Below are 26,982 nucleotides of genomic sequence, written 5' to 3'. Positions count from 1 at the left end.
TTACGCGCCAGGTTCTTTGTATAAACGCTGGCAAGCGCGGCCATCACTGTGGAATAAGTGACAGCGGTGAGCAGGAAGACCGATTTTAAAACTATCACCGGCTTCAATGTCTAATGTGTCAGGACGACGGTAGATAAAATCAGCATCCATGTGATCAAGATGAATATACGCTTGAGTTTCATAACCCAACTTTTCAACAACTTGTACTGTACCTTCAATACAAGCATCACCGTCTTCACAAGGAACAAGATGCTCAGGACGGATACCCAGTGACATTCGGTCGCCTTTGGTCACGGTCGAGCCGTCAACTTGAATCCAAAATGCATTGCCGTCAGCCATTTGAACCATGACGCGCTCAGCTTCAACTTGTTCAATGAACACGCTCATAAAGTTCATTTTTGGTGAGCCAATAAAGCCAGCAACAAAACGGTTTTTTGGGTAATGGTATAACTCGAGTGGTTTGCCAACTTGTGAGACGAAGCCATCATCAAGTACAACAATCTTCTGAGCCATGGTCATTGCTTCAACTTGATCATGCGTAACGTAGATCATGGTTGAACCAAGTTGCTTGTGCAGTTTTGCAATTTCAATACGCATTTGAACACGTAAAGCTGCATCAAGGTTAGATAGTGGTTCATCAAGTAGGAAAACATTCGGCTGAGAAACCAATGTACGACCAATAGCAACACGCTGACGCTGACCGCCAGATAGGGCTTTTGGCTTACGTTCTAGTAGGTGGCCTAATTGAAGGATCTCTGCTGCATGGTCAACGCGGCGTTTAGTTTCATCTTTATCTGCTTTCGCTAACTTCATACCAAACGACATATTGTCGAATAGGTTAAGGTGCGGGTAAAGTGCGTAAGACTGGAATACCATGCCTACACCACGCTCAGAAGGTGGTGTGTCATTCATATGCTTATCGCCGATGTATAAGTCACCAGATGTAATATCTTCAAGACCTGCGATACAACGTAGAAGGGTTGATTTACCACAACCCGATGGACCAACAAATACTACAAATTCCCCTTCAGCGATGTCGAGATCGACATTTTTGGAAATCAGGTTATCTCCATATGCTTTACATACATTTCGTAAAGTAACACTCGCCATCGAGCCTATTCCTCTAAGTTGTTGTTGCCAGCAAGGCCACATGATATTCGTGCGTTACCTTGCTGGTAAAGAATTTTTCAGTGAAGTTGAAGAAAAAACGGGTAGAAACGTCTATTCATTTACGGGAATAGACGACTACCCTGACTAAAATCCAATTTACTTACTTCCCCAAGAAATAAAATGGTGCTGTCGTCTCTAAAAAATTGGTTACTGTAAAAAACAGTTTCAAATAAGCAGTGAAGCTCTTCAACTACCCTGTTGGGTATGTTTTGTATTTTTGCTCACTATAGGAACAGAAACATCCTCCTTATCAATAAATAAAAAGGGGGATGAGGGGGGGAGGAGTACTTGGATCACACTTTGTTCGTCACAGGGCTGAATGGAAGATTTATTACAAGTAATATGTGCGGTGTATCACAATCGAAAGTCGTTATTAGAGCTGCATCACTAATCGAAACGACGTAGATCACGATTTTCACACTTAAGGGGTGGGGGCGTAGAACACAGGATGATGCCATAGGCTTGATACTGATGGATTATATAGCCTGAAAATTGTGTTGCAGAGCGTGCTCTGTGATACAGCCAATAACAATCATGAAGGATGTTAACAATGAAGAAAGTCCTCAGCACAGTCGCATTTTGTACCCTTGCTGCTTTAGGTTCTGTTTCTGCACACGCCGCTATAGAAGAAGGTCAACTTACCATTTGGATTAATGGTGACAAAGGTTACAACGGCTTGGCCGAAGTAGGTAAACAGTTTGAAGAAGATACAGGCGTTAAAGTGACTGTTGCTTTTCCAGACAACCTAGCAGAGCGTTTCCCACAGGTTGCAGCGGCAGGTGATGGCCCTGATATCGTTTTTTGGGCACACGACCGTTTCGGCGGATACGCAAAAGCAGGTCTACTTGCTGACATTAACCCATCTCAAGAAATGAAAGATAAAATCATTGATTTCACATGGGATGCTGTTCAATACGATGGTAAGTACGTAGGTTACCCTGTTGCTGTTGAAGCACTTTCTCTTATTTATAATAAAGACCTAGTGCCGAACCCACCTAAAAACTGGGAAGACATTGAAGCATTAGATAAAGCGCTGCAAAAAGATGGCAAAAAAGCCATCATGTGGAACTTAAAAGAACCGTTCTTTACATGGCCAATTCTAACGGCTGACGGTGGTTACGCATTCAAGTTCACTGCGAACGGCTATGACGTAAAAGATGTTGGTGTTAACAATGCTGGTGCGAAATACGGCATGAACTTCATCAAGTCACTCGTTGATAAGAACGTTATCTCTCCTGATATGGATTACAGCATCGCCGAAGCTGAATTCAACAAAGGTACGGTTGCAATGACAATCAATGGCCCATGGTCTTGGGGCAACATTGAGAAATCTGGCATCGATTACGGCGTAGCACTTCTTCCTAAGCTTAATGGCAACCCTTCTAAGCCTTTCGTCGGCGTATTAACCGCTGGTATCAGTGCTGTTTCACCTAATAAAGATCTAGCGGTTGAGTTTATTGAGAACTACCTACTGACTAACGAAGGTTTAGCACAAGTTGATGCAGATAAGCCACTGGGTGCTGTAGCACTTAAATCTTTCCAGCAGACGCTTGATAAAGATGCCCGCATTGCAGCAACAATGAATAATGCAATGAACGGCGAAATCATGCCAAACGTTCCACAAATGACAGCTTTCTGGTATGCGCAAGGTAACGCGATTCAGAATGTTGTTGATGGTCGCCAAAGCGTTGATGATGCGCTAGATGCAGCCGCAGGCCACATTGTTAAGTAACTCCTTTTACGGGGAGAGGTAACTCTCCCTATTTTTATTTGTCATTTTGCTAGCAGGGAGCTGAGATGCAGTCAGTTCAAGGTGCAGGACTTTTAGATTCTCAAGAAAGTCCAAAATTAAATTATCGTAAGTGGCTGAAATGGTCACTTCTTGGCATGATCGGTTCGGTTAATGGTTATGCTACTGTGTTGATGTACGCACAAGGTGAATTTCCTTTTGCACTTCTTACCGTTGTTCTAACAGCACTTGCTCTTTATATTTTCGGAAGTAAGAAAACCTACGCTCATCGCTATATTTATCCGGGCATTGCCGGGATGATTGTGTTCATTATATTCCCGCTTATTTATACGGTTGGGCTAGCGTTTACCAACTATAGTGCATCGAATCAGCTTTCTATGGAGCGGGCACAATCGGTGCTCCAACAACGGTCATTCCTTGCGGGTGAAAGCTATGGCTTTGATCTTTACAAGGTTGATAATGGTCACCAGCTAATCATAAAAGCAAATGGTGATTTACTCGCTTCCGATGTGTTTGATCTTGCGAATCCGCCTGCAGATGAGCAAATGAATTTACGTCAAGTAGATGTTGTTCAGGGCGAAAAAGAAATTATCAGAACCATTGTTCAGAACCGTGCAAACTTAAGCTCAATTGAGCTTGGCATGCCGAACGGTGATGAAATCCGCATGAGTGGCTTACGTAAGTTTGCTGCAGAAGTGCCACTGTTTACCCTCCAAGATGACGGTGAAACACTGCTGAATAACCAAACTCATCAGTTGTTTAAACCGAATATGGAAATTGGTTTTTATCAACCGGTTGATGACAGCGGTCAGTTTACGGATAAGCCTATTTCACCAGGATTTGTTGTTGGTGTTGGCGCTGCGAACTTTGAACGTGTAATGACCGATGACGGCATAAAAGAACCTTTCTTTGGTATCTTTATTTGGACGATTGTCTTCGCCTTCTTAGCGGTTGCACTGACATTAGCATTAGGCATGGTATTAGCTTGTATCGTGCAGTGGGAGCCACTGAAAGGTAGCGGTATCTACCGAGTACTTTTGATTCTTCCATACGCGGTACCATCGTTTATCTCGATTTTGATTTTCAAGGGTTTGTTCAATCAAAGCTTTGGTGAGATAAACATGCTGTTGGAAGCGATGTTTGGTATTAAGCCTTCATGGTTCTCTGACCCGATTATGGCACGAGTGATGGTTGTAATGGTGAACACTTGGTTAGGTTTCCCTTACATGATGATCCTATGCATGGGTCTGTTAAAGTCGATTCCTGATGACTTGTATGAAGCCTCTGCTATCGATGGTGCAGGACCAATCCAGAACTTCTTCAACATTACATTACCAATGTTGATCAAGCCGCTGACACCGCTACTGATTGCCAGCTTTGCTTTTAACTTCAATAACTTTGTAATGATTCAGCTACTAACGTCTGGTGGTCCAAATATGGTGGGCACGTCAGAGCCTGCAGGTTATACCGACTTGCTAGTAAGTTATACCTACCGTATTGCTTTTGAAGGCGGTGGTGGTCAAGACTTCGGTCTAGCTGGTGCAATCGCAACAATTATCTTCCTATTGGTCGGTGGTATGGCACTACTTAACCTGAAATTTACTAACACTAAGCTTGAACAGGACTAAGGAGAAACGTCATGCCAATGGTTCAATCTAAGACATTAAAATATCGGGTATGGGCAACACACTTGGGCTTGTGTTTGTTCTTAGCGGCAACAATTTTCCCACTGTTGATGATCATTGCGATCTCATTTCGTGAAGGTAACTTTGCTGGTGGTGAGCTTATTCCAAGTAACCCAACGCTTGACCACTGGCGACTAGCCCTTGGTTTCTCGGTGACAAATAGCGATGGCAGTGTGACACCTCCACCATTCCCAGTATTGTTATGGCTGTGGAATACTATAAAGGTAGCGGGTATTACATCGGTCATTATCGTTGCGTTGTCTACCACCAGCGCTTATGCGTTTGCTCGTATGCGTTTTAAAGGTAAGAGCACGATCCTGAAAGGGATGATGATTTTCCAGATGTTCCCTGCAGTACTTGCACTTGTTGCTTTGTATGCATTGTTCGACCGTTTAGGTCAGTACATTCCATTCTTGGGCTTAAACACCCACGGTGGTTTGATCTTCTCTTACCTTGGCGGTATCGCACTGCATGTTTGGACAATCAAAGGTTACTTTGAAACAATCGATGGCTCGCTGGAAGAAGCCGCAGCGCTTGACGGTGCGACACCTTGGCAGGCATTCCGCTTAGTACTTTTGCCATTATCGGTCCCGATTCTTGCGGTGGTCTTTATTCTGTCTTTCATCGGGGTTGTAACTGAGGTACCTGTAGCATCACTATTATTAACTGATGTGAATAACTACACGCTAGCGGTTGGTATGCAGCAATACCTTTACCCTCAGAACTACCTATGGGGTGACTTTGCGGCAGCAGCAGTATTGTCAGCGATTCCAATCACGACAGTCTTCTTACTCGCACAGAAGTTCCTTGTTGGCGGTTTGACCTCTGGCGGTGTAAAAGGATAAGAATAAAATAATCGAGATGGGTGATTTCCCCTTATCATCTTTGAAAGAGCTTTGCTTCATTTAGCGAGGCTCTTTTTTTATGACACTTGTTGATTATTTGGCGCATTAATACAACGTAAATGTACGAGTCCATAAACGCCTCTTATTGATGTAATGGCATTATTTTACTTACTCATCAAGCGCTTATGAAGATAAGAGGGAGCTGAATATTGACTGAAAACATAATTAAAATAACTATATTTTTGTTTAGCATGAAGGATTTAGCTGTAATATAATACGTATAAGGTATTTTAAAAGTACCTTAATGAATAACAATAAGATGGTTTGTTTTTCACTTAGACAAACCACTCCCAAGTTTGGGTCTTAGCATTGGTTTGGCCGCCGATCTGCTAGGATCAACCCGAGCTTAATTATATTATTGGCGTTGCTGCATAGCTGGGCTTACTATTCTTTATGATGATAAGTTTCTTTAGTAACCGAAACCCGATTTATAATCGGGTTTTTTTATGCCTAGCGCTTACCTGATTTCTCCCAGAGGCTTTAGCATCGTAGAGCGCTTTGTCTGCTGCTTTTAAAACAAGTTGAGGTTTTGGTTCAAGATAACTATCTGCGACACCGATACTTACTGTAATTCGAACCTGTTTTTTATCGACGCTTGTTTGTCTATTTTCCATACCTGCGACATTATCTTTTGGCCTTTCAGAGTGAAGACGAAGAATGAGTGGGTAATTCGCTATTTCTTGTCGTAAACTTTCAAGTGTTTCAAGGCACTCAGATACCTCTTTTCCCTTGAATAAAATCGTAAACTCTTCACCGCCATAACGAAAAACTTTTGCGCCACTGTGGTGATTAGACAAAATACTCGCTACGAGTTGGAGTACATTATCACCGGTTTGATGACCATAAGTGTCATTGAATTTCTTGAAGTGATCGATGTCGAGCATGGCAATCGTATATGAGCGACCAAGGTGTTTAAGCTCTGTTTCAAGCGCTCTGCGTCCAGCAATTGAAGTAAGTTGGTCGATATAAGCAAGCTCATGGCTGCATGTGATGAGGTTAAGTAGCAGTAGGATAGAGGCGATTGAAAATGCAGTACTTGAGATAAGGGGATATTGAAAAAAAATAAAGGTGATACCTGTAAAGAGTGTACAGATGAATAGAGCTTGATCATCACTTTGGTTACGTTTTAGGACTGTCGATGCCTGTACGGCACAAGCTAAGGCCGATATCGAGATTATGACTACGGGTAATGGTGAGAAAGGCTGTGTATTAAAGAAGTTGCTTTCCCATAATGTCGAAAGATTAACATCTTTAAAGTGCTGGACAACAAGCATCCCCCAAGCTAGTTGGCTAACAATGAAGCCGATATAAGTGATGTTAGAGCGAGAAAAAATCCGCCTGTTCTGGGTGAGGTGAAGGTTTAGGATGTTTAAAGGTAATAAAAACGCAAGCAGTGTATAGGTCAGCATTGTTTGATTCACAGCAAGCGGTGATTGCAGTTCGCTCTGGATGATGTAATAAGCAATGAGCATCAACAAAGCAGCAACCGAGGTTCTCCCTTGGTTAAACAGCTGGCCTAATATGATAGCGATAGGGAGTAGCGTATAGGGAAGTAATTGTAGCAGCTCTTCGTAAGATACAAGTGCGTGTTGTAACGGCTGAAGGCATAGCAATGCAGCAAAAGCAAGCAGGCTTGGTAAGGAAAACCGAACAAAGGCATGTCTAAAAATTGAAAAGGGTACTAGCTGCATTTTTTGATTACTTTACCAGTATAAAAGTCATTAGTTGGTGATTAATTAACAGCGGCTACCTGTAAAAGGTAAATTATAGCGTAGCTTACCGAGATACGATGTTGGTAGCTGCTGGTATTAATTATGCTAACTTTTATCGACAAAGCTATAAATTACTTTAGAAAAGGAAACAGCTTGTTTACTTCCTCATCACTGAGGCTCTCGACGCATTCGATATTTCGTTCTGGGATCCCTTCAGGGTCAGGGTAGTGCTTCAGTACCTTTTCCATGCTGTCTTCACGGATTAAGTGAAAGATTGGGTAAGGGGAACGATTAGTCAGGTTTTCCGCATCATCGGGCTGGGTGCCTGCAAAGCAGTAGTTTGGGTGGAAAGTGGCAACTTGATATTTACCTTCGTACCCACATTGGAAGACCAGCGCGTCAACTAAATCAAGAAATTGGTTGTAGTCATCGAAGTCACTGAACAGCTGTGTTGCAACCACTAATGTTGTTTCTAGATCGGTAACGGCTGTTTCATCGAGCTTCTTAAGCTGTTGAAAAATATCTTCTAATAGTGCCTCTTCGGAGGTACTGGTATGAAGATGGATTTTAATTTGGTTATTACGGTTTGGCTTTGCGGCAAAAGGGCACAGATTAAGCCCAATAACGACGTTTTCGAGCCACTGCTGTACGTCTTGTACTGTGGCAATATTGTTACTTTCTGACATAGCTGACTAATCTTTCTAATTGGTTTTAATTTATAGATATAAAAAAGAGCCAGCTTTTTTGCTGGCTCTAGGATTTTAGCTAAATGATGGCGAGAGATTAAGCTTTTTCAGCTTCGTCTTTCTCTGACTCAGCTTCAGTGACTGGGAATTGCTTCACTGGTTTTGCAACAAGTTGGCGTGTTGCCGTGCGAACTTCGGCTAGTTTAACTTCAAAGTTATCACCGAGTTGATACTCTTGGATTTTATCTATATTGATAATACCAAGCTCACCGCTGCACTCGATTCGAGATTTGTCATCAACAATCAACGAACCAGGAATAAAGGCCGCAGCCCCATTTTCCAGTAAGCGAACACGCATACCAGCACGGTTAATATCAAAGATCTCTGCAGTGAATACCGTTTCGTTTTTAACTGCGTCTTTTAATAGGCGAATGTACAGCCAATCTGCAACATCACGCTCAGCCATACGGTGGCTGCGACGGTGAATAGCAATCTCTTCACCAACGTTATCGTCTGGTGTTTGGCTTGGCGTTTGACCTGAAATAAGAGCCTTTAATAAGCGATGGTTGATCATATCGCCATATTTACGAATTGGTGATGTCCAAGTCGCATATACGTCTAATCCCATTGCGTAATGAGCTGCTGGTTTGTTACCAACGTCACTGTATGCTTGGAACTTACGTAGGCGGTTATCAAGATATGTGCTGTCTTGTTCATTCAACCAACGGCGTAGTGCACTAAAGCCATCTAACGTAAGCAGCTGTTCTTTCTCAAATGGTGCTTCAGCTTTGGTCAAAAACTCCATTGCAGTATCCAGTTTTTCTGGATTGAAACCGTTATGGTAGTTAAAGACACCCATACCAAACTTAGCTTTTAATGCACGGCCAGCACAAATGTTCGCAGTGATCATTGCTTCTTCGATCATGCGGTTTGCGGTACGACGTGGATCAGTATGAATGGCCACAACATCGTTGTCTTCACTCAACTCAAAGCGGTAGTCTGGGCGATCTGGGAATACAACAGCGTTGTTAGCGCGCCAGTTACTACGTGCATTAGCAAAATCTTTAAGTGCTGTTATTTGCTCAAGGATAATGTCATTTGGCGCCCAATTTTCACACTGACCATTCTCTAGTAAGTCTGATACGTTGTTATACGCTAGACGACCTTGCGATTTAATCCAAGCAGCAAAGAAATGGATGTCATCTTGAATAACACCATCTTGATCGACGCTAACGCGACAACACAGTGTTGGACGTTTTTCATTTTCAAGCAGTGAACAAAGCTCATCACTTAACTCGCGTGGCAACATAGGAATGTTACGGCCAGGCAAATAAATAGTGAAACCACGTTCACGAGCTTCATCATCCATCTTGTCACCAACCGAAATGTATGAGGTTGGATCGGCAATAGCGATGGTTATTTCAAAACTGCCATCCTCTTTCTGTACGGTGTAGATCGCATCATCCATGTCTTTGGTTGATTCGCCATCTATCGTAATGAAAGGCAGTTCAGTCAGGTCTTGTCGCTCAAGGCCTTCTTCAAGCATTGACCAACTTTCTTGCGGTGCAGGCTCTGCATTCGGCAAGTTGTGGCGGGCAAGTGTTACCCACCAAGGTGCAATTTTGTCGCCACTATCTGTAACTTTCTCAGTGATGTCACAAAAGAACGTTTTATTATCAGCCGTAAGAGGGTGACGTGTAAGGTTTGCAACAACCCAGTCGCCTTCTTTAAGCAGTTCTGGGTTTAATCCTTTCACTGGACGGGCTTTAATCGCATCTTTTAGCTGAGGGTGATCAGGGACGACGTGTAAACGGTCGCGGATCATTTTCACTCGGCCAATGAAGCGAGTGAAAAACTGTTCCACTAACTCTTGTGGCTCAGCAACTTCACGTTCTTTTTCTGTACGAATAACCGCCACAACACGGTCACCGTGCATGACATTTTTCATATAGGTAGGTGGAATGAAAATGCTTTCCTTATTGTCGACTTCAAGAAAGCCAAAGCCACGATCGGTTGCTTTGATATTGCCTTCTTTTTTAGGAAGCGTTTCCTGAATCTGTTTTTTTAGCTGTGCTAATAGAGGATTATCTTGAAACATTATGCCCGTTCTCAGAGTGTTAACAAGCACACTATAAGGCCTTCAGGGCGTAAAACCAAGTTTAACCCAATGAAGATCACGGGATTGTCACTTTTGTTCAGAAAAAAGGTTTTTTTGAGTGAGATTTAAAATGGGTCAACAGTGACCACTATTCACCATGCTAACCGTAAAATTACCAGCACATATTGCCTTGGTGAAATTATGAATAATCGCTTGTCACAATCCCCATCACAATGATTTATAAACCTTTTCAAATTTGGTAATAAGTTGAAAACAAGAAAAATATTGGTAATAAAAATATCAAGTTAGGTTAGGTAGAACTATGGAGTCAAAGACAGTATATAAGTTTAGTCAGTTAGCCGATCAGCTAGCGAGGCAGGCCAATATGGAACGTTGGTGCCATTGCTTATTATCGACATTCAAGCATGAGCTTAAGCTTGAGTACATAACATTCATGGTCGAACATAATGATGAAACCAGAGTGTTTGCAAGCTGGACGAAATCAAAGTTTAAATTTTACAATCGCCCCCTTCAATTAGAAAACTATAACGGTGTGCCTTTGGGTCCCTTTAACCAAGCGAAGCAAAGTGGGCAGTTTGTACGTACTTATGTAAGTAAACCCTATAAGTCGATATGGGGAGAAGAGGAAGGGCAATGGTGTCAGATTCTATTGCCAATTAGTATGCATTCGCGTCCTGTTGCCTTTATATATGCAGAGACAGATCAGCCCGATGTGTTTGAAGCCCGCTTACAGCAGGTGGAAGACCTACTGATGTTATTAGCTTCAGATGTTAGTGCACGGATTTTACAGCAAGAAGTATTAGACCAGCATTTAACACGGCGCAGTGTTGAAGCTGAACTCAAGGTGAGTAACCATTCGATTAACCAATACTTATCGTTACTGAAAAGGCTTCATGATGTCAGCTTAGAGTTATCGAAAGCTGAAAATCTAGAGGTGTTATACAAAAATGCAGTCATGCTAGGACGTAAGTATTTGGCGATTGATCGTATGGCGATATTTTTGACAGACTTCGATAAAAATGAAATGCGCGGTACATACGGCACCGACCCAGATGGCCATCTAGTTTCACGGCGTGCATTCATGAGCTCAATACCAGATCATCCTTTAGTTAATGAAGCACTCAGCCGTAAAGACCACGTCGTCGTAAAAGAGAATGCACCTTTATATTACGGAACAGATAAAGTGGGCACTGGTTGGAATGCGATGATAGCTATGTGGAATGGTGAGCGTTGCATTGGTTGGATTGCTGCAGATAACTTAATTAATCAACGTACGTTAACTGAACATCAACGAGAAATTCTAAAGCTATTTGGTGCTGCTCTTGGGCAGCAAATTGTGATTAGGCGTAATCATGACGAGTTGAGTAAATTGAATCATCAATTAGAGGCACGGGTTAATGAACGAACTCAAGAACTGCTTGCTTCAAATCAAGCACTTGAAAAAGCCAACCAGCAACTTGAGCAATGGTCGATGCAAGATGGTTTAACGGGGATTGCGAATCGTCGTTTTTTTGATATCACTTTAAAGCGTTATTGGAATAAGGCGCTTACAAAGAAGGTCCCACTAAGCTTAATCATGATTGATGTTGATAATTTTAAGCGATTTAATGATCAGTACGGGCATATGGAAGGGGATGCTTGTTTGAGGAAAATTGCTGCTACATTAGAGAATGTGGTCAAAAGCGATAAAAGCGTAGTGATAAGTCGCTTTGGTGGGGAAGAATTTGCCTGTTTAATTCCAAAGTCTTCTATTAAAGCGGTAAAAATGATCGCTGAGAAAATGTTAGAGGCAGTTTTACGCTTATCAATCAGGCATGTAGGAGCTGAAAGAGGCGTAGTCACAATCAGCCTTGGTTGTCACACTGTCCTCCCAACCGAGATGATTAAAGAGAACGTGCTTATGGGAGGGGCTGATAAAGCGTTATATCAGGCAAAGGCGTACGGGCGTAATCAAATATTCCAAAATGAAACAAAGGGTTTTACGAGTGAATAAAGGTGATATTTCTTATTTAAAGGTGAACACAGAAGAGGTAACTCCTACCATTTAAAGGAAAATATGATGGTTYGAGGCGTTTTAATAGCCAGTTATGGGTTAGCTGTCAGCCTTATTGTTTAAATAATAGGTGCTTGAAAGTTATTTTGTGACATTGCTCAATTTTTTCTGGCATTTTATCGAGTAATGGAGCAGAATACGCGCCTCATATCGTCGAGGCCCATGCTTGTGGTTGCTATTGCAGAACCGTTCTTTAGCTTTAGGGGCCCCGTTTTACGTTAGATTATTTATTGGGATCCCAATGCTAGAATCTGTTACAGAATTTCGCCAATTAGATTTGGCTGACACACTTTTATCTGCTCTTGACTCAATGGGCTTCGTATCACCAACGCCAATTCAGGCGGCATCAATTCCTCTGCTTCTTACTGGTGTTGATGCACTAGGTAAAGCACAGACGGGTACTGGTAAAACGGCTGCGTTTTCACTACCTGTTCTTAATAAAGTAGACCTTTCTCAGCATAAGCCTCAGGCTATCGTAATGGCGCCAACGCGTGAACTTGCGATTCAAGTTGCTGCAGAAATCAAGGTTCTTGGTCAAAATATCAAAGGCCTTAAAGTACTAGAAATCTACGGTGGTGCTTCTATCGTTGATCAAATGCGTGCACTTAAAAATGGTGCTCACATTGTTGTTGGTACTCCTGGTCGTGTTAAAGATCTTATCTCTCGTGACCGTCTACACCTTGACGAAGTAAGTACGTTTGTACTTGATGAAGCCGATGAAATGCTAAAAATGGGCTTTGTTGACGACGTAACTTGGATCATGGAGCAAGCGCCTGAATCAGCTCAGCGTGTATTGTTCTCGGCAACTATGCCTCCAATCGTTAAGCAAATTGTTGACCGTTTCCTACGTAACCCAGAGCGTATCGACGTTGCTGGCGAAAACCGTACTGTTTCTCAAGTAGAGCAGCAGTTCTGGGTAGTAAAAGGTGTAGAAAAAGACGAAGCAATGAGCCGTCTTCTAGAAACAGAAGAGACTGATGCTTCAATCGTATTCGTACGTACTCGTCAAGATACTGAGCGTCTAGCTGATTGGCTATCATCTCGTGGCTTTAAAGCAGCTGCACTTCACGGTGATATTCCTCAGTCTCTACGTGAGCGTACTGTTGATCACATCAAACGTGGTGTTATCGATATTCTAGTTGCAACTGACGTTGTTGCTCGTGGTCTTGATGTTCCACGTATTACACACGTTTTCAACTACGATATCCCATTCGATGTAGAGTCATACATTCACCGTATTGGCCGTACTGGTCGTGCTGGCCGTTCTGGTAAAGCGATCCTATTGGTTCGTACTAACCAAATCCGTATGCTTCGCACTATCGAGCGCGTAACTAAATCTCGCATGGAAGAGATTCAACTTCCAAACCGTGATCTAGTTGCAGCATCTCGTCTTAACCGTCTAGGTGAAGAACTAGCTGTTCAAAAAGAGCAGGTTAATGTAGAAGCATTTGTTGAGCTTGTTGAAAAGCTACAAGAATCTATCGAAGTAGATGCAGTAACACTTGCCGCAATGCTACTTCAACGCCAGCAGGGTAACCGTCCGTTGTTCTACAAAGGTCCGGACCCAATGATCGCTGCTATCGAGCGTGAAGCACAACGTCGTGAGCGTCGTCGTGATGACCGTGGTGGTGAACGTGGTGGTGAACGTCGTGAGCGCGGTGAGCGTGGCGAACGTCGTACCAACAATGCTGATTGGGATACGTACCAGCTACAAGTTGGTCGTGAACAAGGTGTTCAGGTTAAAGATATCGTTGGCGCAATCGCAAACGAGCTTGGTCTAAGCAAAGAGTTCATCGGTGCAATTAAACTGGCTCCTTCACATACGTTTGTTCAACTTCCTAAGAAGATGACAGCAGAAGTTGCAGCACAGCTTAAGAAACTACGTATTCGTCAGAATGACGTAAAAGCGGTTGTTGTTGAAGGTGAAGTACTTCGCGAACACCGTGGTGGAAGCCGTGATGGTGGCCGTGGTCGTCGTGATGGTAACCGTGATGGTAACCGTGATGGTAACCGTGGCCGTCGTGATGGCGAGCGTCGTTTCGATCGTAACCGTGGCGGCGACAGCCGTGGCAGCCACCGTGGCGAGCGCAACCATAGCGCAGCACCACGTCGTGAGCGTAAGCCACGCACTGAAGACTAATATTTAGACTTCAATTGCTGAAAAAGCATAGCTAAGAAACCAGTTCCTTCGGGAGCTGGTTTTTTTTTGTATGAATAAACGTTGAGGGTGTAGCAAAGGAATAGTTTAAGTTCTTATTGGTGAAATATTGCTTTTATTCTACTTCGAAATTCAGCTTCTATACTTCATGCAGTAGGTTTGTTTGATGTTAGGGAATACCCAAATGAATAGTGAAGTATCACAGTGGTTGGCTCGTGACCCAGATCCTGTCACCAGAGAAGAACTAAAGCAGCTAATTGATACCAACAATCGTTCAGAAATCGAAGATAGGTTTTCATCCCGCTTGGCATTTGGTACCGCCGGTTTGAGAGGTATTGTAGGCGCTGGACCCAACCGTATGAACCGACTCGTCATACAAGAAACTGCGGTCGGCTTAGGGAGATATCTATTGGCCGAGGTGGCGAATGCTGCCAATAAAGGTGTCATCATCGGTTATGACGGACGCCCAGACTCGAAACAGTTTGCTGAAGATGCAGCATGTATGTTGGTCGCTTTAGGGATTAAAGTGTTTTTGACCGAGAAAGTCGCTCCTACGCCACTGGTCGCTTTTGGGGTCACCCAGCTTGGTGCTGCAGCAGGTATTGTGGTTACCGCAAGTCATAACCCGCCAGCCTATAATGGATTTAAAGTATATTGGAGCAATGGCGCGCAAATTATCCCACCACATGATACCGGTATTGCCGCCACCATAGAGGTAGCTGCAAGCGAGGCACTACCCGTCATGACACTTGAAGCGGCAGAGTTGCAAGGCTCGTTGGTATGGTTAAACTCTGATTTTTATACCCAGTATCGTGACGCCTTAACGGGCAGTACCTATTTATCAAATCATACTCAGCCGCAGGATATTAGTTTAGCTTATACCGCGATGCACGGCGTTGGAGCGGAAATGGCTGAAGCATTATTAAAAGATGCAGGGTTTAATCAGGTTTATAGTGTGCAAGTACAAAGAGAGCCCGACGGCCGTTTTCCAACTGTTAATTTTCCGAATCCAGAAGAAGCTGGCGCCATGGATTTGGTGATAGCGGAAGCACAGGAGCATAACGCTGATCTTGCTTGTGCAAACGATCCTGACGCCGACCGCTTTGCTGTTGCTGTTCGTACGGAATCAGGTACTTATAAGATGCTAACAGGGGATCAAGTCGGTGTTTTACTCGGTCACTATTTATTGACTCATGCGGTACCAGAACAATGTTTAGTTGGCACGACAATTGTCTCGTCGAGCCTACTTGAACAAGTTGCCAAATCGGTTGATGCGACGTATTTCCAGACTCTAACGGGTTTTAAATGGCTAACAAATGTCGCGATGCAAAAGCAAACCGAGCATAGCCAGTTTTTGTTTGCTTACGAAGAAGCACTTGGTTATACCGTTGGCAACACCGTGTGGGATAAAGATGGATTATCGGCTTTAGTTGCTTTCGCGCAACTAACTGCTGAGCTATCTGCTAATAATCATACAGTATGGGATAGGCTGGAAGCGATATACCGAGAGCACGGTTTGTACCTTAACGCTCAACGCAGTATTGCACTTGATGCTGGCTCTCCACCTATTGGTGATACTCTACGTGCTGACCCGCCAAGCTGTATTGCTGGGCGCAAAGTGATGATCACTGACGATCTTAAAGTATCTAAAAAAATTCATGCTGATGGCGAAGTGGAAAGTATTGATTTACCGGCCAGTGATGTACTGATCTACCGCTTAGATGATGGTTCAAGGGTGGTTGTTAGGCCTTCAGGTACGGAGCCAAAACTGAAGTGTTATTATGAAGTTATCGAGGCGATGAGCCATGAAGATACGATTGAGCATGCGCAGCAACGTGCCGAAGAGGCGATGGCTGATTTAATCAATAAACATCAAGCATCATTGTAAATTTATGCAACGCAGGCTTATGCCGCGTAGGGCATACTCAATAAAAAAGAGGCATTCTTTACTGAAGGGTAAAGAATGCCAGTTTTAAATCGAAATACAGGCGTAATATGCGGTTTACTTAGCGCCTTTTTGCTCACTTAATTCTGCATATTTGTGCAGTAAATCAGTCAGTACTTTTACCCAACCAAATGCGTCTTTTGGAGCTTTAACTAACAGTGCTTCAACTTGCTCGCAGTGCTGCTCAAGGCTAACCGCTTCTTCAAGGTTGAACGACATTGCATAGAAGTGCCATAGAATTAGGCGATACATACGTTCACTATTCTGCAGCGCATTTTCAGACTCTGAAAATGCCACGCCAACTTCACCCAAAGCAATGGCTGTCATTCGTAGCATGGCGTCAAATTGTGCCGATTTCATGCGTTCTTCACTGTCTACTTCTTCTTGCTCGAAGGTAAACAATTCTTGCATGACATCTTCTGGAACCATACGACCCACAACGCGTAAGCTAAATTCTTCTAGTTCGTGGCGCGGCATCGTTAGTAAGCATTCAAGTTTATAATCGCGTTCCATTTTATCTCGGCTTTTTTATCTGTATTAATAAGAGCATAGGTAGATATCACGCAGTTGTTCGTTTTATATACCAGTGACATTCCCGCCCTGTGGCTTGTATAGCCCTTTAAAGGGGGGCGTATTTTGAGTGATTTTAACATTAAAAGCCAGTGTCTGTTTGACATAGCGATGACACCGACGGTTTGTTCATGAGGTAAGGTCGGCGCGAACTCGTAACCAGCAAGACATTATGACAGATCAACAGAAGCCAAATAGCGATAAGCAACAAAATGCTAATCAACAAGCCGGAAAGCCACAGTTCTCAGAGCAAATGCAGGGCAACTCTCAGAGACCGAAGGGGCGTATGCGCCAATTTTTCACCTATGGCACTGTTGGTGGGTTGCTACTGGTGTCTGGTGGTTTGGTTAAGATGGGCTTCTCGATAAGCGATGAAATAACAGCGAAATTCGAAGGGCAATTATGGCAATTACCTTCCGTCGTCTATGCCCGTGAATTGACGTTACAGCCTGGCGCCATTGTTCGTTATGAAGACTTAGTGAATGAACTAGAAGTCTTGAAGTATCGTAAGGTTGATGGAGCACCAGCTAAAGCGGGTGAATATTCAACAAGCCGTTTAAAAGTGGAGTTTATTCGTCGTCCTTTTGAGTTCAGGGACGGACAACAAGGTTCACGCCATCTTATCGTTGAGTTCGATTATTCTAAAGTACGCCGCATTTACGAGGTAAGTAGTGAACGTGAATTAGGCATTGCTCGAGTAGAACCCAAGCTATTGGGAATGTTAGAAGCAAAAACCGAAGAGCAGCGTATCTACCGCTCGAAAGAGGATATGCCTCAGCCACTGGTCGATGCTTTGATTGCGACCGAAGATCGTGATTTTTATAACCATGACGGTATTTCACCAACAGCGATTGCACGTGCTTTCATCGCGAATCTAAAAGCAGGGAGGACAGTGCAAGGGGGAAGTACATTAACCCAGCAACTTGCTAAAAATGTCTTCTTAACCAGTGAGCGTAGCTTGTGGCGCAAATTCAAAGAAGCTTATATGGCGATAATCATTGATTATCGTTACAGCAAAGATCAAATTCTTGATGCCTATTTGAATCAGGTTTATTTAGCGCAAAGTGGCCGTGACGCGGTGCATGGTTTCGAACTGGGCTCACGGTATTATTTCGGTTTACCGCTGACTGAATTGCGTGTTGACCAACAGGCATTATTGGTAGGGCTAGTGAAAGGCCCGTCATATTTCAATCCGTGGCGTTATCCGGAACGCGCAGAGCGCCGCCGTAACCTCGTACTTAAGCTGATGGTCGACAATGGTGCTCTTGAGCAGGCTGACTATTTAGCTGCCGTAGAAAAGCCCCTTGATATACAGGGTAAAGGCACTATTGCTAATCGTCAGCCAGCATATTTTGGTCAGCTACAAAGAGAGCTAGAGCAAAAAGTTGATAATTACCAATCAGGGCAAGGGGTAAGGTTATTTACCACGCTAGACCCTCGCTCACAGGCAATGGTTGAACAATCTGTTCGGAAAACAATTCCTAAGCTTGAAGCGAAAGTGGGTGATGAGTTGGAAACGGCTGTTGTTATCGCAGACCGTATGACAGGTGAGATCCGCGCGATGGTAGGTGGGTCTCGTACTGGATATGATGGTTTTAACCGTGCAATTGACGCGAAAAGGCAAATTGGCTCGGTAGTAAAGCCCGCGATATATCTAGCAGCACTTGAAATGCCTAAGCGTTTCTCGTTGGCAAGTAGTTTACAAGATCGGCCGTTAACACTAAAAGGCCAAAATGGTGAAGATTGGTCACCTCGAAATTACGATCGTCAATTTCGTGGAGAGGTGCCGTTATATCAGGCTTTGGCGAAGTCTTATAACATACCGACAGTGAATCTTGGTATGGCGGTAGGGTTAGATAAAGTCATCGATACCATGTCTAAGCTGGGGGTTGATCCTAATGAAGTGCCCAAACTGCCTTCAATGCTATTAGGTGCTTTTACATTAACACCCGTTCAAGTCACACAAATGTATCAAACCATCGCCAGCGGCGGCCATCGTAGTGAATTAAGTGCGCTCAGTGCCGTTGTTGATCAGCAAGGTGATTTGCTATATCAAACCTTGCCTACATCCAATGCTACGGTGTCAGAACAAGCAGCATGGCTAACAATGTATAGTATGCAAAAAGTCGTGTCTGAGGGGACTGGGCGTTATTTGAACTCGGTATTACCATCATCTAGACTTGCAGGGAAAACTGGTACGTCAGATAAAGGACGAGATAGCTGGTATGTGGGTATTGATGGACGTGAAGTTGTGACGGTATGGATGGGGAGAGATGACAATAAAGCGGTAAAACTAACAGGTTCATCTGGACCGTTACGTTTATACGCCGATTATATTCAACATCGTGATCCTGAACCGCTAGTCATGCGAGCGCCTGAACAGGTTGTCGATTTCGATTATTACCGTGACCAACGAGGCGTATTATCCCAAAGTTGTGTTGGACAAACGCACCTACCTGCATGGGATCCGCAAGGCTCTCTTAAACAAGGTTGTGTGAAGAAAGTAGAAACATTCTTGAAGCGTCTGTTTACGTGGTAGTAATGTAAACTTAGGTGACAGGGGTGTGGCGATTTGCGCGGTGGTCACGAGATGGTTACAATGCACCGCTTTGAAACTAGCCACGAGATCTCCTCTGTCATGCGCTTATTAAAATCAACAGTATATCCTGACCTGACAAACCTTGATGGAACAATCTTTCACCGCAAAGCGGCACGAGGCATTATCCTTAATGGGGAAGATATCTTGATGTTGTACACGGAGCGTTATCATGACTACACCTTACCGGGTGGAGGCATTGATGATGGCGAAGATGCTATCGAGGGGTTGATTCGAGAGCTTGAAGAAGAAACGGGTGCACAGAATATTCGTGACATTGCTGAGTTTGGTATGTACGAAGAATATCGCCCATGGTTCAAGCCTGGGCACGATATCGTACATATGGAATCATATTGCTATGTGTGTACGATTGATGAGCAATTGGGTGAAACCAAGCTTGAAGATTATGAAGTGAAAAATGGTATGAAGCCTGTCTGGATGAATATCTTCGAAGCTATTGCCCATAATGAGCATACAATGGCGAATAGCGAGAAAAAAGGCATGTCTATTGAACGTGAAACCTTCTTGCTCAAACGTATTGTTGACGAACTGCTGCCAGTATCACAGCCAGAGTTGAAAGCTGCGAGTTAAATCGATTGGCATGATTGCATTGTGAATATTAATAATGAGTGAATTCGCTTCACTCATTATTCCCCTATCGAAAATACCTTCCTACTATTCTTAAGTACCAAGCTCCAAAAAGTGTTACCTACCTCTCAAAAGCATGTTATGGAGAAAGTTTTGCTTCAATATCATATTTTTTGGAATATTTTTCTTATAAATCGTGCAATCAAGAGAAACTATAGCAAAAGTTTTTCCATTAATACGTGTAGATTATCCCCATAAATTAAAAGGTTTACTGTGCGACAGCATGTGTTGTGAACCTGCCTCCCTACACTAAAGGTATATGACAATGAAAAAGCATTTATGGGCTGATTTTATTAAAACGGTTAAGCGCGAAGTTGTTCCTGCTCTTGGTTGCACCGAACCTGTTTCTGTTGCACTTGCCGCCTCGATTGCTACTCAGCACTTATCGGGTAAGCCTGTACGAATAGATGCTTTTGTTTCTCCTAACCTGATGAAAAATGGCATGGGTGTTGGTGTTCCGGGAACGGGGATGGTGGGGTTACCTATTGCTGCTGCGGTTGGTGCGTTAGCCGGTGTGCCAACGGCTGGGTTGGAAGTGCTTAAGAATATTACCTCTGCCGATGTTGATGAAGCGAAATCGCTGCTTGATGCGAATTGTGTATCTGTTGGTGTGGCGAAAGTGAGCAATATTCTTTTTGCCAAAGTAACGGTGAGTGATAGCACGGGTACAGCAACAGTGATTATTGCCGACAGCCATACTGAGGTTGTCTCAATTGAGGTTAACGGCGAAACCACGTTTATTGCTGACCAAAAATCAGATGCTCAGCAAGACAAAGCGAATAAAAAAGTAAATATTTTCGAAGAGGCAACCGCACAAGATATCTATGATTTTGCGTTGAACGCGCCGATTGAAGATTTAGGCTTTATTACTCAATCATTAGAGTTAAATAATGCATTGTCTGAAGAAGGACTAACAGGCAAATATGGGTTACAGATCGGTGCGACTTTTCAGCGAAATATTGACCGAGGGCTACTAACTGCCGGGTTGATGACCGATATATTACGTCGCACTTCTGCTGCATCCGATGCGCGTATGGACGGTGCTATGAAACCAGCAATGAGTAATTCGGGGTCTGGAAACCAAGGCATTGCTGCAACCATGCCCGTTGTGGTTGTTGCGGAGCACATTAAGGCGGATCTTGAAACAACGACTCGCGCATTGATGATGTCGCACTTAATGGCAATTTACATAAAGAGCTACCAAAACAAGCTATCAGCACTTTGCGGTGCAACGACAGCGTCTATGGGGGCTGTCGCAGGTATGACATGGTTACTTGGTGGTAACTTTAAGCAAGCAAGCGATGCTATTTGCAGCATGATAGGTGATATTACAGGTATCATTTGTGATGGGGCGAAAACAAGCTGTGCGATGAAAGTATCATCATCGGCAAGTGCTGCGATTAAAGCCGCTTTAATGGCGCTCGATGGAATTCGAGTAACAGGCAACGAAGGTATTGTTGCTGATGATGTAGACGTGTCTATCCGAAATATGTCAGCATTAGCAAACGGCTCTATGACGCAAACAGACGTACAAATCTTAGAAATCATGGTACATAAGTAGCCGCCATACGCTATTTTCAACCATTATGAAGAGCACTGTAAGGTGCTCTTTTTGCATTGTATGACAGAAAACTTCGCTCCGGGTGTTTTTGATGACATCTGTAAAATGAAATCAAGTCGTATTTTAGTGTACTGGTATTCAGTTTTAAAAATTAACCACTCCGACTTATCTTTCTGCGTTTCAGTATTTATGCACCTTCCTTCAATCGAGCTCTCGTCTTGCAAGTCGAGCTTTACGTCATAGTGATAAAGGCATGCTAATTCAAAGTAATCGTGAAGATTACAGTCGATAGGCTGGTAACGATTACTCATATTTTATCTCTCTAGCGTTGAAAACGTTGCAGTGACGGCCTTAAAAATACTTATGATAAAACTCTAGTTTAAGCGCCAATTGCTAGTTTAAGTTCTAGTTAATTACAATAAGCATAATTGAGATTCGGCATCTTTCACGAAAATTCTGCGGTTTGTTTTCGTTGATGTTATGTTTTTAAGACAGCGCTGCATTGAGCTACGGTATGGGCTTGGGATGAAACAGGGTTTGTAGAAGCCGTTTAGCAAACTAAACGGCCTCTACAGGGGAAGCATTATACGTTTAACTCGCAATGGTCACAGGTTGTAAATATTGCTGCCATGCGTTGTGGTATAGGGTTTTAGATGTGGCCCTTAGTTTGGCAATTTGAGCCAGTTCAAACTCTGTTATTTCACGATCTTGAGCGAGTGCTTTTCGTTCAATATTTTGCACTTGTTCATATATTTCGTGTTCATCGCCATTTTTAACTGTAGAGATAGCACTTAAGTGCAGTTGCACTTCAGCAATCATTTTTGATTTCGGTAATTGAACTAGCATTTTCAGATCGCGATAGCCTGATTCTGTGGGTGTTTTGAATCGGTTTTTAATCGCAACAACATCTACTTCTTTATTCATCAACTCGAAAGCCTGTACCAAGCTTGGTATATCGTCAGCGACAATTGACGCTCGTGCTAGATCAGTGATTTTATTTGCTTGGCCGTTTAATTCGGTATTAATTTTAATCTCAGCCCGAGTTTTACTTTTTACCGGTGGTACAACTGATTCTGTTTGAGTAATTAAGCTGATTTCGCTAATAAGGTTTGCTAACTCTTGTTGAGCTGCAGGTGCGGCATTGTACATTGCTTCAAAGTCAGCATATGGCTGCTGGATAGCATTGAATTTCCAGCTTTCAATGGCATATAAGCCACTTAAGCTACGTTGAAAGGTTTTTTTACTAGTCTCAGATTGTTTAGATGATACTTCGTAATCTAGCTCTGGAAAGCTGGCTACTGGTGACGCTACAGCTGAGCCTCGACCAAAAACCATAAGAAGAATAAAGCCAGTACGAAGTACAGATTTAATATCCATTGAACAACTCCTGTCATGCTAGTCGTCAAGACTTAGCACTATACGTAAAACGGTATCTTTAAGCGGTTTTTATGCTGCTTAGTAAAGGTGACGTATCAGGTTGTGTCGCTAGCTACACTTTATACTGAGTAGATTAACACTTCTATCTGAACACAAGATGAATTGGGAGGAATAAACAATAGGGTGGCCAAGTATCGTTTAGGCTAGTTCATTAATACGTTGGAACTAGCCTGTATCGAAGGTAATGATGCCGTGGTTTAACTTGCCATTCTTAATACGCTTGTGTTTAGCTGATCAGGCTGTAGGTATTGATACCAAGCGTCTTGATACATTTTTTGTGTTTGTTTACGCAGTACATTAATACGTGCTGTTTCAATATCATTTAAGGCTCTATTCTGTGCTAGGGATAAGCGCTCTGTTTGTTGAATTTGCTCATAAATTTTATGTTCAGGTCCACTTTTAATTTCTGCAATGCTATCAAGGTGCAACTGAACTTCAGCGATTAAATTACTTTGAGGTAGCTGAATGAGCATTTTAAGGTCGCGGTAACCTGATGGGGCGGGGTGTTTAAATCTGTTTTTGACTTCAACCACATTGGTTTCTTTACTTAATTGTTCAAAAGCATGCACTAGCGAGCCAATATCTTTAGCAACCAATGTACCGCGGGCAATATCGGTGAGGCGTTCAGTATGACCACCAAGTTCGGTTGCAATCTTGTACTGGGCACGTTGTTTTGATTTTATACCGGGTAAAATCGGGGCTGCTGATGAATGCAGGCTAATTTCTTTAAGCAGTAGCTCAAGCTCTTGCTGTGCAGGTTCAGCTTGTGCATAAAGGTCTTCAAATTGACTGTAGGGTTGGTAAACATTGTGCGATCTAAAGCTCGGGATAGAAAAAAGGCCACTAAGTGAGCGTTGAAATTTGTTCTTTGTATCTTGTGTCGGTGATGGATGCTCGATATCTGAATCGGTAAATTGAGGGATAGCTGCACCAGCAACAGGCCCACGTCCGAGAATGCATAGCAGAACAAAACAGGTTTTGAATAAAGACTTCGCGATCATTGAAACTCCTTGGTAACACCACTTAATCTTCCAAGTGGCCTAGTAAAGATATAGGGGCAGAGGTGGTGCTTTCAATATGAATCAAGATGAAAGTTAGGAAGGAAATGATGAGGTTGTGACTGGCTTCCCAATCAACTAATTTCCTGTGTGATCTGAATACAATTTTGTAAAGAGAGCTGAAACGGCTCAAAGGGAAAAGTGTTCAAATTTTGACTGGTTTTATCTAGGCGGGCGGCTGAACTTAGCTTGCTAAGTTCAATTAGTACTAGGTTTTTTATATCAAAATACGATTAATCACTGTAAATTGTTTTTATATTAAATACGTACAACCTAAAAAGGAAAGGTTTTGCAGCAAGAACTATTGATAACTTTTGCGATTGTTTGGCTGGCATTGTCTGTGGGTAGCTTTATGTTATTTCAACGCGGCTCTGACGTTGCGAAGAAACGTAAATTATGGCCAATTTACACTATATGCAGCAATGTTATTATTGGCGCGGTCATTATATATATGCAACCTCCAATGATGATGATGCTTGGTTTATTGGCCTTTATGGTGCCACTGACATGGCTAACAATACGTTCAACTAAATTTTGTGACGCTTGCGGCAATGCTTCGCGCTCGCCATTTTTCATGAAACCGCCCACGAAGTGCTCGCACTGCCAGAAACCATTAAAGTAAAGTACGACTAATTTTTAATCGTATAAACTGAATATCGTCATTATGCCCAAGTATTTATACATCATGGATGTAGAATTTACTTGGGTATTGATATCGACGGTTATTTGCTATTGCAGATAGCTATTAAGCTGACGCTTTTTGCTGTGCTATTAATGCAGTTCCTTCAAACTGAATACCTTGCCAGCCATACTTCATGAAGTGACGGATATTTTGGTGATCGGTTTTTTCTGGGTGAAGTAGTACGTCGGTACGATAATAATCGCCAAAGCAAGCCAATGTTTCAGCTTCAGTCAGTTGCTGATCTTGAGCGAAAGCAAAGATTTTGCATGAGCCTTCATTTTGTCCAGCGCCGTTATGTAACGTTTCTTTACCTAATCCATTGGTAAAAGGGGTAGGTGTGTAGACATAATAATGGCCAATGGCACTAATAACATCTTTGAAAGAGACTGTTTCTGAGCGGTTTTTGATTTGATCCAGTAGCGCGTCCATGGCTGTTTAGCTCCTAGAAAGGGTCTTAAAGACCCTTTTGTGTTAATTAGTTTTCACGTAGTTGCGTTATTTTTGCTTACGTGCTTGTTGCTTAAGTTCAAAATCTAGCTCGTCAGGGTATACAACGAGGCCATCTTCGTTTTGATTTGGGAAAATAACAATCGCGAGTTCATCATCTTCAAGGCCATGAGTCCAGCGACTATGCCACTTGTTCAAAGAAATGGACTCTGCTTTACAGTGGTCCCATTCGCCTGTTGCCCATGATTCAGCAAATTCTTGATTTGGCCAAACTGGTACGCAATCTTCATCATCAGTATTAAGCATTACACAACCATGCTCATCTGTCAGAATCCAAATTTCACGGTTAGCAACAACTTCTTTAACTAAGTATTTGTATCGTTTTTCAGTGTCATAACCCTGAATAGCTTCAACTTGGCTTGTTTCTAGCGACGTGGACATGTCTATTTTCCTGTAACACATTCTAATTCCGACATAGCATAGAGGAAAATTAGACTTTAGTCATTGTGTTAAAAAGCCCCGTAAATAATTACGAGGCTTTTATTGAAGAGTGGAGCGGGGTTATTTTAGGGTGTAAGGAATACGAACCGATAACTGGAAGTCAGGAGCATCGGCTGTTAGACCTGCTGTTGCACCAATATTAAGAGTGGTTTTGGGGCTGATAGCATAGTTAGCGCCAAATGATAATGAATCAAGTTGAAGCAGTTTCGCATCGGAAGGTGTAGAGCCGTCAATTTTTGATTTTAAAATTGTCTTATGGCTTAAACCAATACTGAAAGAGAACTTAGGGTTAACCGAGAACCCCATACCAGCGCTGAATGATATGGTGTCACCCAAATCGATGGTACTCGCTTGAAATTCTTGATCACCCGATGTCACATCAACTTCAACATCATCTTTAATATTCCAGATGTAACTCAGATTTGCATAGATAACGGCAGGATCGATTGGCATGATCATCGTTAGCCCCGGCTCAATACTTGGGAAGCCAGAGCCTGTAGGGAGCTCTTCAAAATCGTTGAGATCGTTTACAGGTACATCATAAGGTGATTTACCGGTAGTACTTTTGAATCGAAGGCTACCAATCCAGTAGGGTGCTTCCTTCATATTGATCTGATATTTGAAAGCCGCCTCTATATCACCAATATCACTACCATTGATGGTGCGTAGTGTATCGGTTGGTGTACCTGATGATGCTTCACGCTCAAAGATAGAGTCGGTACGGTATACCCATGGAATCCGGGCTTCTACCTCTAGGCGATTAGTTATACCGTAGCGGCCAGTTAGCCCAAGTGTTAACGTTGTCCTGTCAATATCACTTGCCCTAATCAATCCGACGATAAGTGAAGGTAGAACAGTATATCCAACGATGGAAACACTATTAGATGAGTTTTGGGTATAGGAGAAAGACGTATCAAGAACAAACGAGCCCTTTGGTGTCAAAACCCCTGGTAGATCTGGATCTAACAAATCGCCCCAGGTTTGAACACGTTTAGGTTTTGGTTGTTCCTGATTGGAATCAGTGGTTTCTGCTGCAACTGTCCCTGATAACAAAGCAAGAAGCGCGATAAAGCTCTTGTTATTGAAAGTACTCACGATTTCCTCACTTAAGAATATAAAATTACCCTAAGAATGTTCATTACTTATTATGCAGTAATAAAATACTGACAACATTTAATAAGAAAATGATAGACGAACTGAGAATAAGTGGTTAATTGATAATCTCAGATACAGTCTTATATATGAGATGTTTTATTCTTTTTCTTTAAAATGAGAAATGGGGGTATATATTCTTAATAT

The 26,982-nt window shown here is 42.8% G+C and carries 21 protein-coding genes; 10 read left to right on the top strand and 11 right to left on the bottom strand.

Annotated elements, in window-relative coordinates:
- Window positions 1-1,110 carry a maltose/maltodextrin ABC transporter ATP-binding protein MalK gene (gene malK / locus L4D78_RS12805; RefSeq protein ID WP_428467283.1) on the bottom strand — a complete coding sequence of 370 codons (1,110 nt, stop codon included), beginning with the start codon at window positions 1,108-1,110 and terminating at the stop codon, window positions 1-3.
- Window positions 1,111-1,720: 610 nt separating this feature from the next.
- Between malK and malE the strand changes: the two genes are divergently transcribed.
- The 3 genes from malE (at window position 1,721) to malG (ending at window position 5,450) form a co-directional block, all read left to right on the top strand.
- Window positions 1,721-2,902 (top strand): maltose/maltodextrin ABC transporter substrate-binding protein MalE, encoded by a 1,182-nt coding sequence (gene malE / locus L4D78_RS12800; protein ID WP_428467282.1) that lies wholly within the window; start codon window positions 1,721-1,723, stop codon window positions 2,900-2,902.
- Between the two features lie 65 nt (window positions 2,903-2,967).
- Window positions 2,968-4,548, top strand: coding sequence for a maltose ABC transporter permease MalF (gene malF, locus L4D78_RS12795; protein WP_428467281.1), 1,581 nt, complete (start codon window positions 2,968-2,970; stop codon window positions 4,546-4,548).
- An 11-nt stretch (window positions 4,549-4,559) separates the two neighbouring features.
- Window positions 4,560-5,450, top strand: a complete 891-nt coding sequence (gene malG / locus L4D78_RS12790; RefSeq protein ID WP_428467280.1) for a maltose ABC transporter permease MalG — start codon at window positions 4,560-4,562, stop codon at window positions 5,448-5,450.
- Window positions 5,451-5,938: 488 nt separating this feature from the next.
- Here malG and L4D78_RS12785 read toward each other — a convergent pair whose 3' ends face one another.
- From L4D78_RS12785 to L4D78_RS12775, 3 genes are all read right to left on the bottom strand, one after another.
- Window positions 5,939-7,201, bottom strand: coding sequence for a GGDEF domain-containing protein (locus L4D78_RS12785; RefSeq protein ID WP_428467279.1), 1,263 nt, complete (start codon window positions 7,199-7,201; stop codon window positions 5,939-5,941).
- A gap of 152 nt (window positions 7,202-7,353) precedes the next feature.
- On the bottom strand, window positions 7,354-7,908 hold the full coding sequence (locus tag L4D78_RS12780; protein WP_428467278.1) for a DUF1415 domain-containing protein: 555 nt from the start codon (window positions 7,906-7,908) through the stop codon (window positions 7,354-7,356).
- Window positions 7,909-8,005: 97 nt separating this feature from the next.
- Entirely contained in the window at window positions 8,006-10,006 is a 2,001-nt protein-coding gene (locus tag L4D78_RS12775) for an exoribonuclease II (protein WP_428467277.1), read from the bottom strand.
- A gap of 322 nt (window positions 10,007-10,328) precedes the next feature.
- Here L4D78_RS12775 and L4D78_RS12770 point away from each other — a divergent pair, with 322 nt between their 5' ends.
- The 3 genes from L4D78_RS12770 (at window position 10,329) to L4D78_RS12760 (ending at window position 16,126) form a co-directional block, all read left to right on the top strand.
- Window positions 10,329-12,020 (top strand): sensor domain-containing diguanylate cyclase, encoded by a 1,692-nt coding sequence (locus L4D78_RS12770; RefSeq protein ID WP_428467276.1) that lies wholly within the window; start codon window positions 10,329-10,331, stop codon window positions 12,018-12,020.
- A 301-nt stretch (window positions 12,021-12,321) separates the two neighbouring features.
- A complete protein-coding gene (locus L4D78_RS12765) occupies window positions 12,322-14,220 on the top strand; it encodes a DEAD/DEAH box helicase (protein ID WP_428467275.1) in 1,899 nt (632 codons plus the stop codon).
- Window positions 14,221-14,422: 202 nt separating this feature from the next.
- A complete protein-coding gene (locus tag L4D78_RS12760; RefSeq protein WP_428467274.1) occupies window positions 14,423-16,126 on the top strand; it encodes a phospho-sugar mutase in 1,704 nt (567 codons plus the stop codon).
- A gap of 114 nt (window positions 16,127-16,240) precedes the next feature.
- Here the strand turns inward: L4D78_RS12760 and L4D78_RS12755 are convergent, their stop codons facing one another.
- Complete coding sequence (locus L4D78_RS12755) at window positions 16,241-16,696, bottom strand: exoribonuclease R (protein WP_428467273.1); 456 nt, start codon at window positions 16,694-16,696, stop codon at window positions 16,241-16,243.
- 229 nt (window positions 16,697-16,925) lie between these two features.
- Between L4D78_RS12755 and mrcB the strand changes: the two genes are divergently transcribed.
- The 3 genes from mrcB (at window position 16,926) to L4D78_RS12740 (ending at window position 21,558) form a co-directional block, all read left to right on the top strand.
- Entirely contained in the window at window positions 16,926-19,292 is a 2,367-nt protein-coding gene (mrcB, locus tag L4D78_RS12750; protein WP_428467272.1) for a penicillin-binding protein 1B, read from the top strand.
- A gap of 99 nt (window positions 19,293-19,391) precedes the next feature.
- Window positions 19,392-19,940, top strand: a complete 549-nt coding sequence (locus L4D78_RS12745) for an NUDIX hydrolase (RefSeq protein WP_428467366.1) — start codon at window positions 19,392-19,394, stop codon at window positions 19,938-19,940.
- A gap of 322 nt (window positions 19,941-20,262) precedes the next feature.
- Window positions 20,263-21,558, top strand: coding sequence for an L-cysteine desulfidase family protein (locus tag L4D78_RS12740; RefSeq protein ID WP_428467271.1), 1,296 nt, complete (start codon window positions 20,263-20,265; stop codon window positions 21,556-21,558).
- A 23-nt stretch (window positions 21,559-21,581) separates the two neighbouring features.
- Here the strand turns inward: L4D78_RS12740 and L4D78_RS12735 are convergent, their stop codons facing one another.
- From L4D78_RS12735 to L4D78_RS12725, 3 genes are all read right to left on the bottom strand, one after another.
- Window positions 21,582-21,869 (bottom strand): Rho-binding antiterminator, encoded by a 288-nt coding sequence (locus L4D78_RS12735; protein WP_428467270.1) that lies wholly within the window; start codon window positions 21,867-21,869, stop codon window positions 21,582-21,584.
- A gap of 280 nt (window positions 21,870-22,149) precedes the next feature.
- Window positions 22,150-22,935 (bottom strand): RelA/SpoT domain-containing protein, encoded by a 786-nt coding sequence (locus L4D78_RS12730; protein WP_428467269.1) that lies wholly within the window; start codon window positions 22,933-22,935, stop codon window positions 22,150-22,152.
- 257 nt (window positions 22,936-23,192) lie between these two features.
- The gene (locus L4D78_RS12725; RefSeq protein ID WP_428467268.1) at window positions 23,193-23,996 is read right to left on the bottom strand and encodes a nucleotidyltransferase family protein; all 804 of its coding nucleotides are present in this window, start codon (window positions 23,994-23,996) and stop codon (window positions 23,193-23,195) included.
- A gap of 346 nt (window positions 23,997-24,342) precedes the next feature.
- Between L4D78_RS12725 and L4D78_RS12720 the strand changes: the two genes are divergently transcribed.
- Window positions 24,343-24,675, top strand: coding sequence for a hypothetical protein (locus L4D78_RS12720; protein ID WP_428459006.1), 333 nt, complete (start codon window positions 24,343-24,345; stop codon window positions 24,673-24,675).
- Window positions 24,676-24,798: 123 nt separating this feature from the next.
- On the opposite strand, the gene L4D78_RS12715 is transcribed toward L4D78_RS12720, so the two are convergent.
- The 3 genes from L4D78_RS12715 to L4D78_RS12705 form a co-directional block, all read right to left on the bottom strand.
- Entirely contained in the window at window positions 24,799-25,164 is a 366-nt protein-coding gene (locus L4D78_RS12715; protein ID WP_428467267.1) for a HopJ type III effector protein, read from the bottom strand.
- 66 nt (window positions 25,165-25,230) lie between these two features.
- Window positions 25,231-25,623 (bottom strand): DUF2750 domain-containing protein, encoded by a 393-nt coding sequence (locus L4D78_RS12710; protein ID WP_428467266.1) that lies wholly within the window; start codon window positions 25,621-25,623, stop codon window positions 25,231-25,233.
- Between the two features lie 120 nt (window positions 25,624-25,743).
- A complete protein-coding gene (locus L4D78_RS12705) occupies window positions 25,744-26,751 on the bottom strand; it encodes a transporter (RefSeq protein ID WP_428467365.1) in 1,008 nt (335 codons plus the stop codon).
- Window positions 26,752-26,982 lie beyond the last annotated feature (231 nt).

The sequence above is a fragment of the Photobacterium minamisatsumaniensis genome (assembly GCF_050336695.1).
GTDB lineage: Bacteria > Pseudomonadota > Gammaproteobacteria > Enterobacterales > Vibrionaceae > Photobacterium > Photobacterium minamisatsumaniensis.
This window is presented reverse-complemented; position numbering and strand designations above follow the sequence as displayed.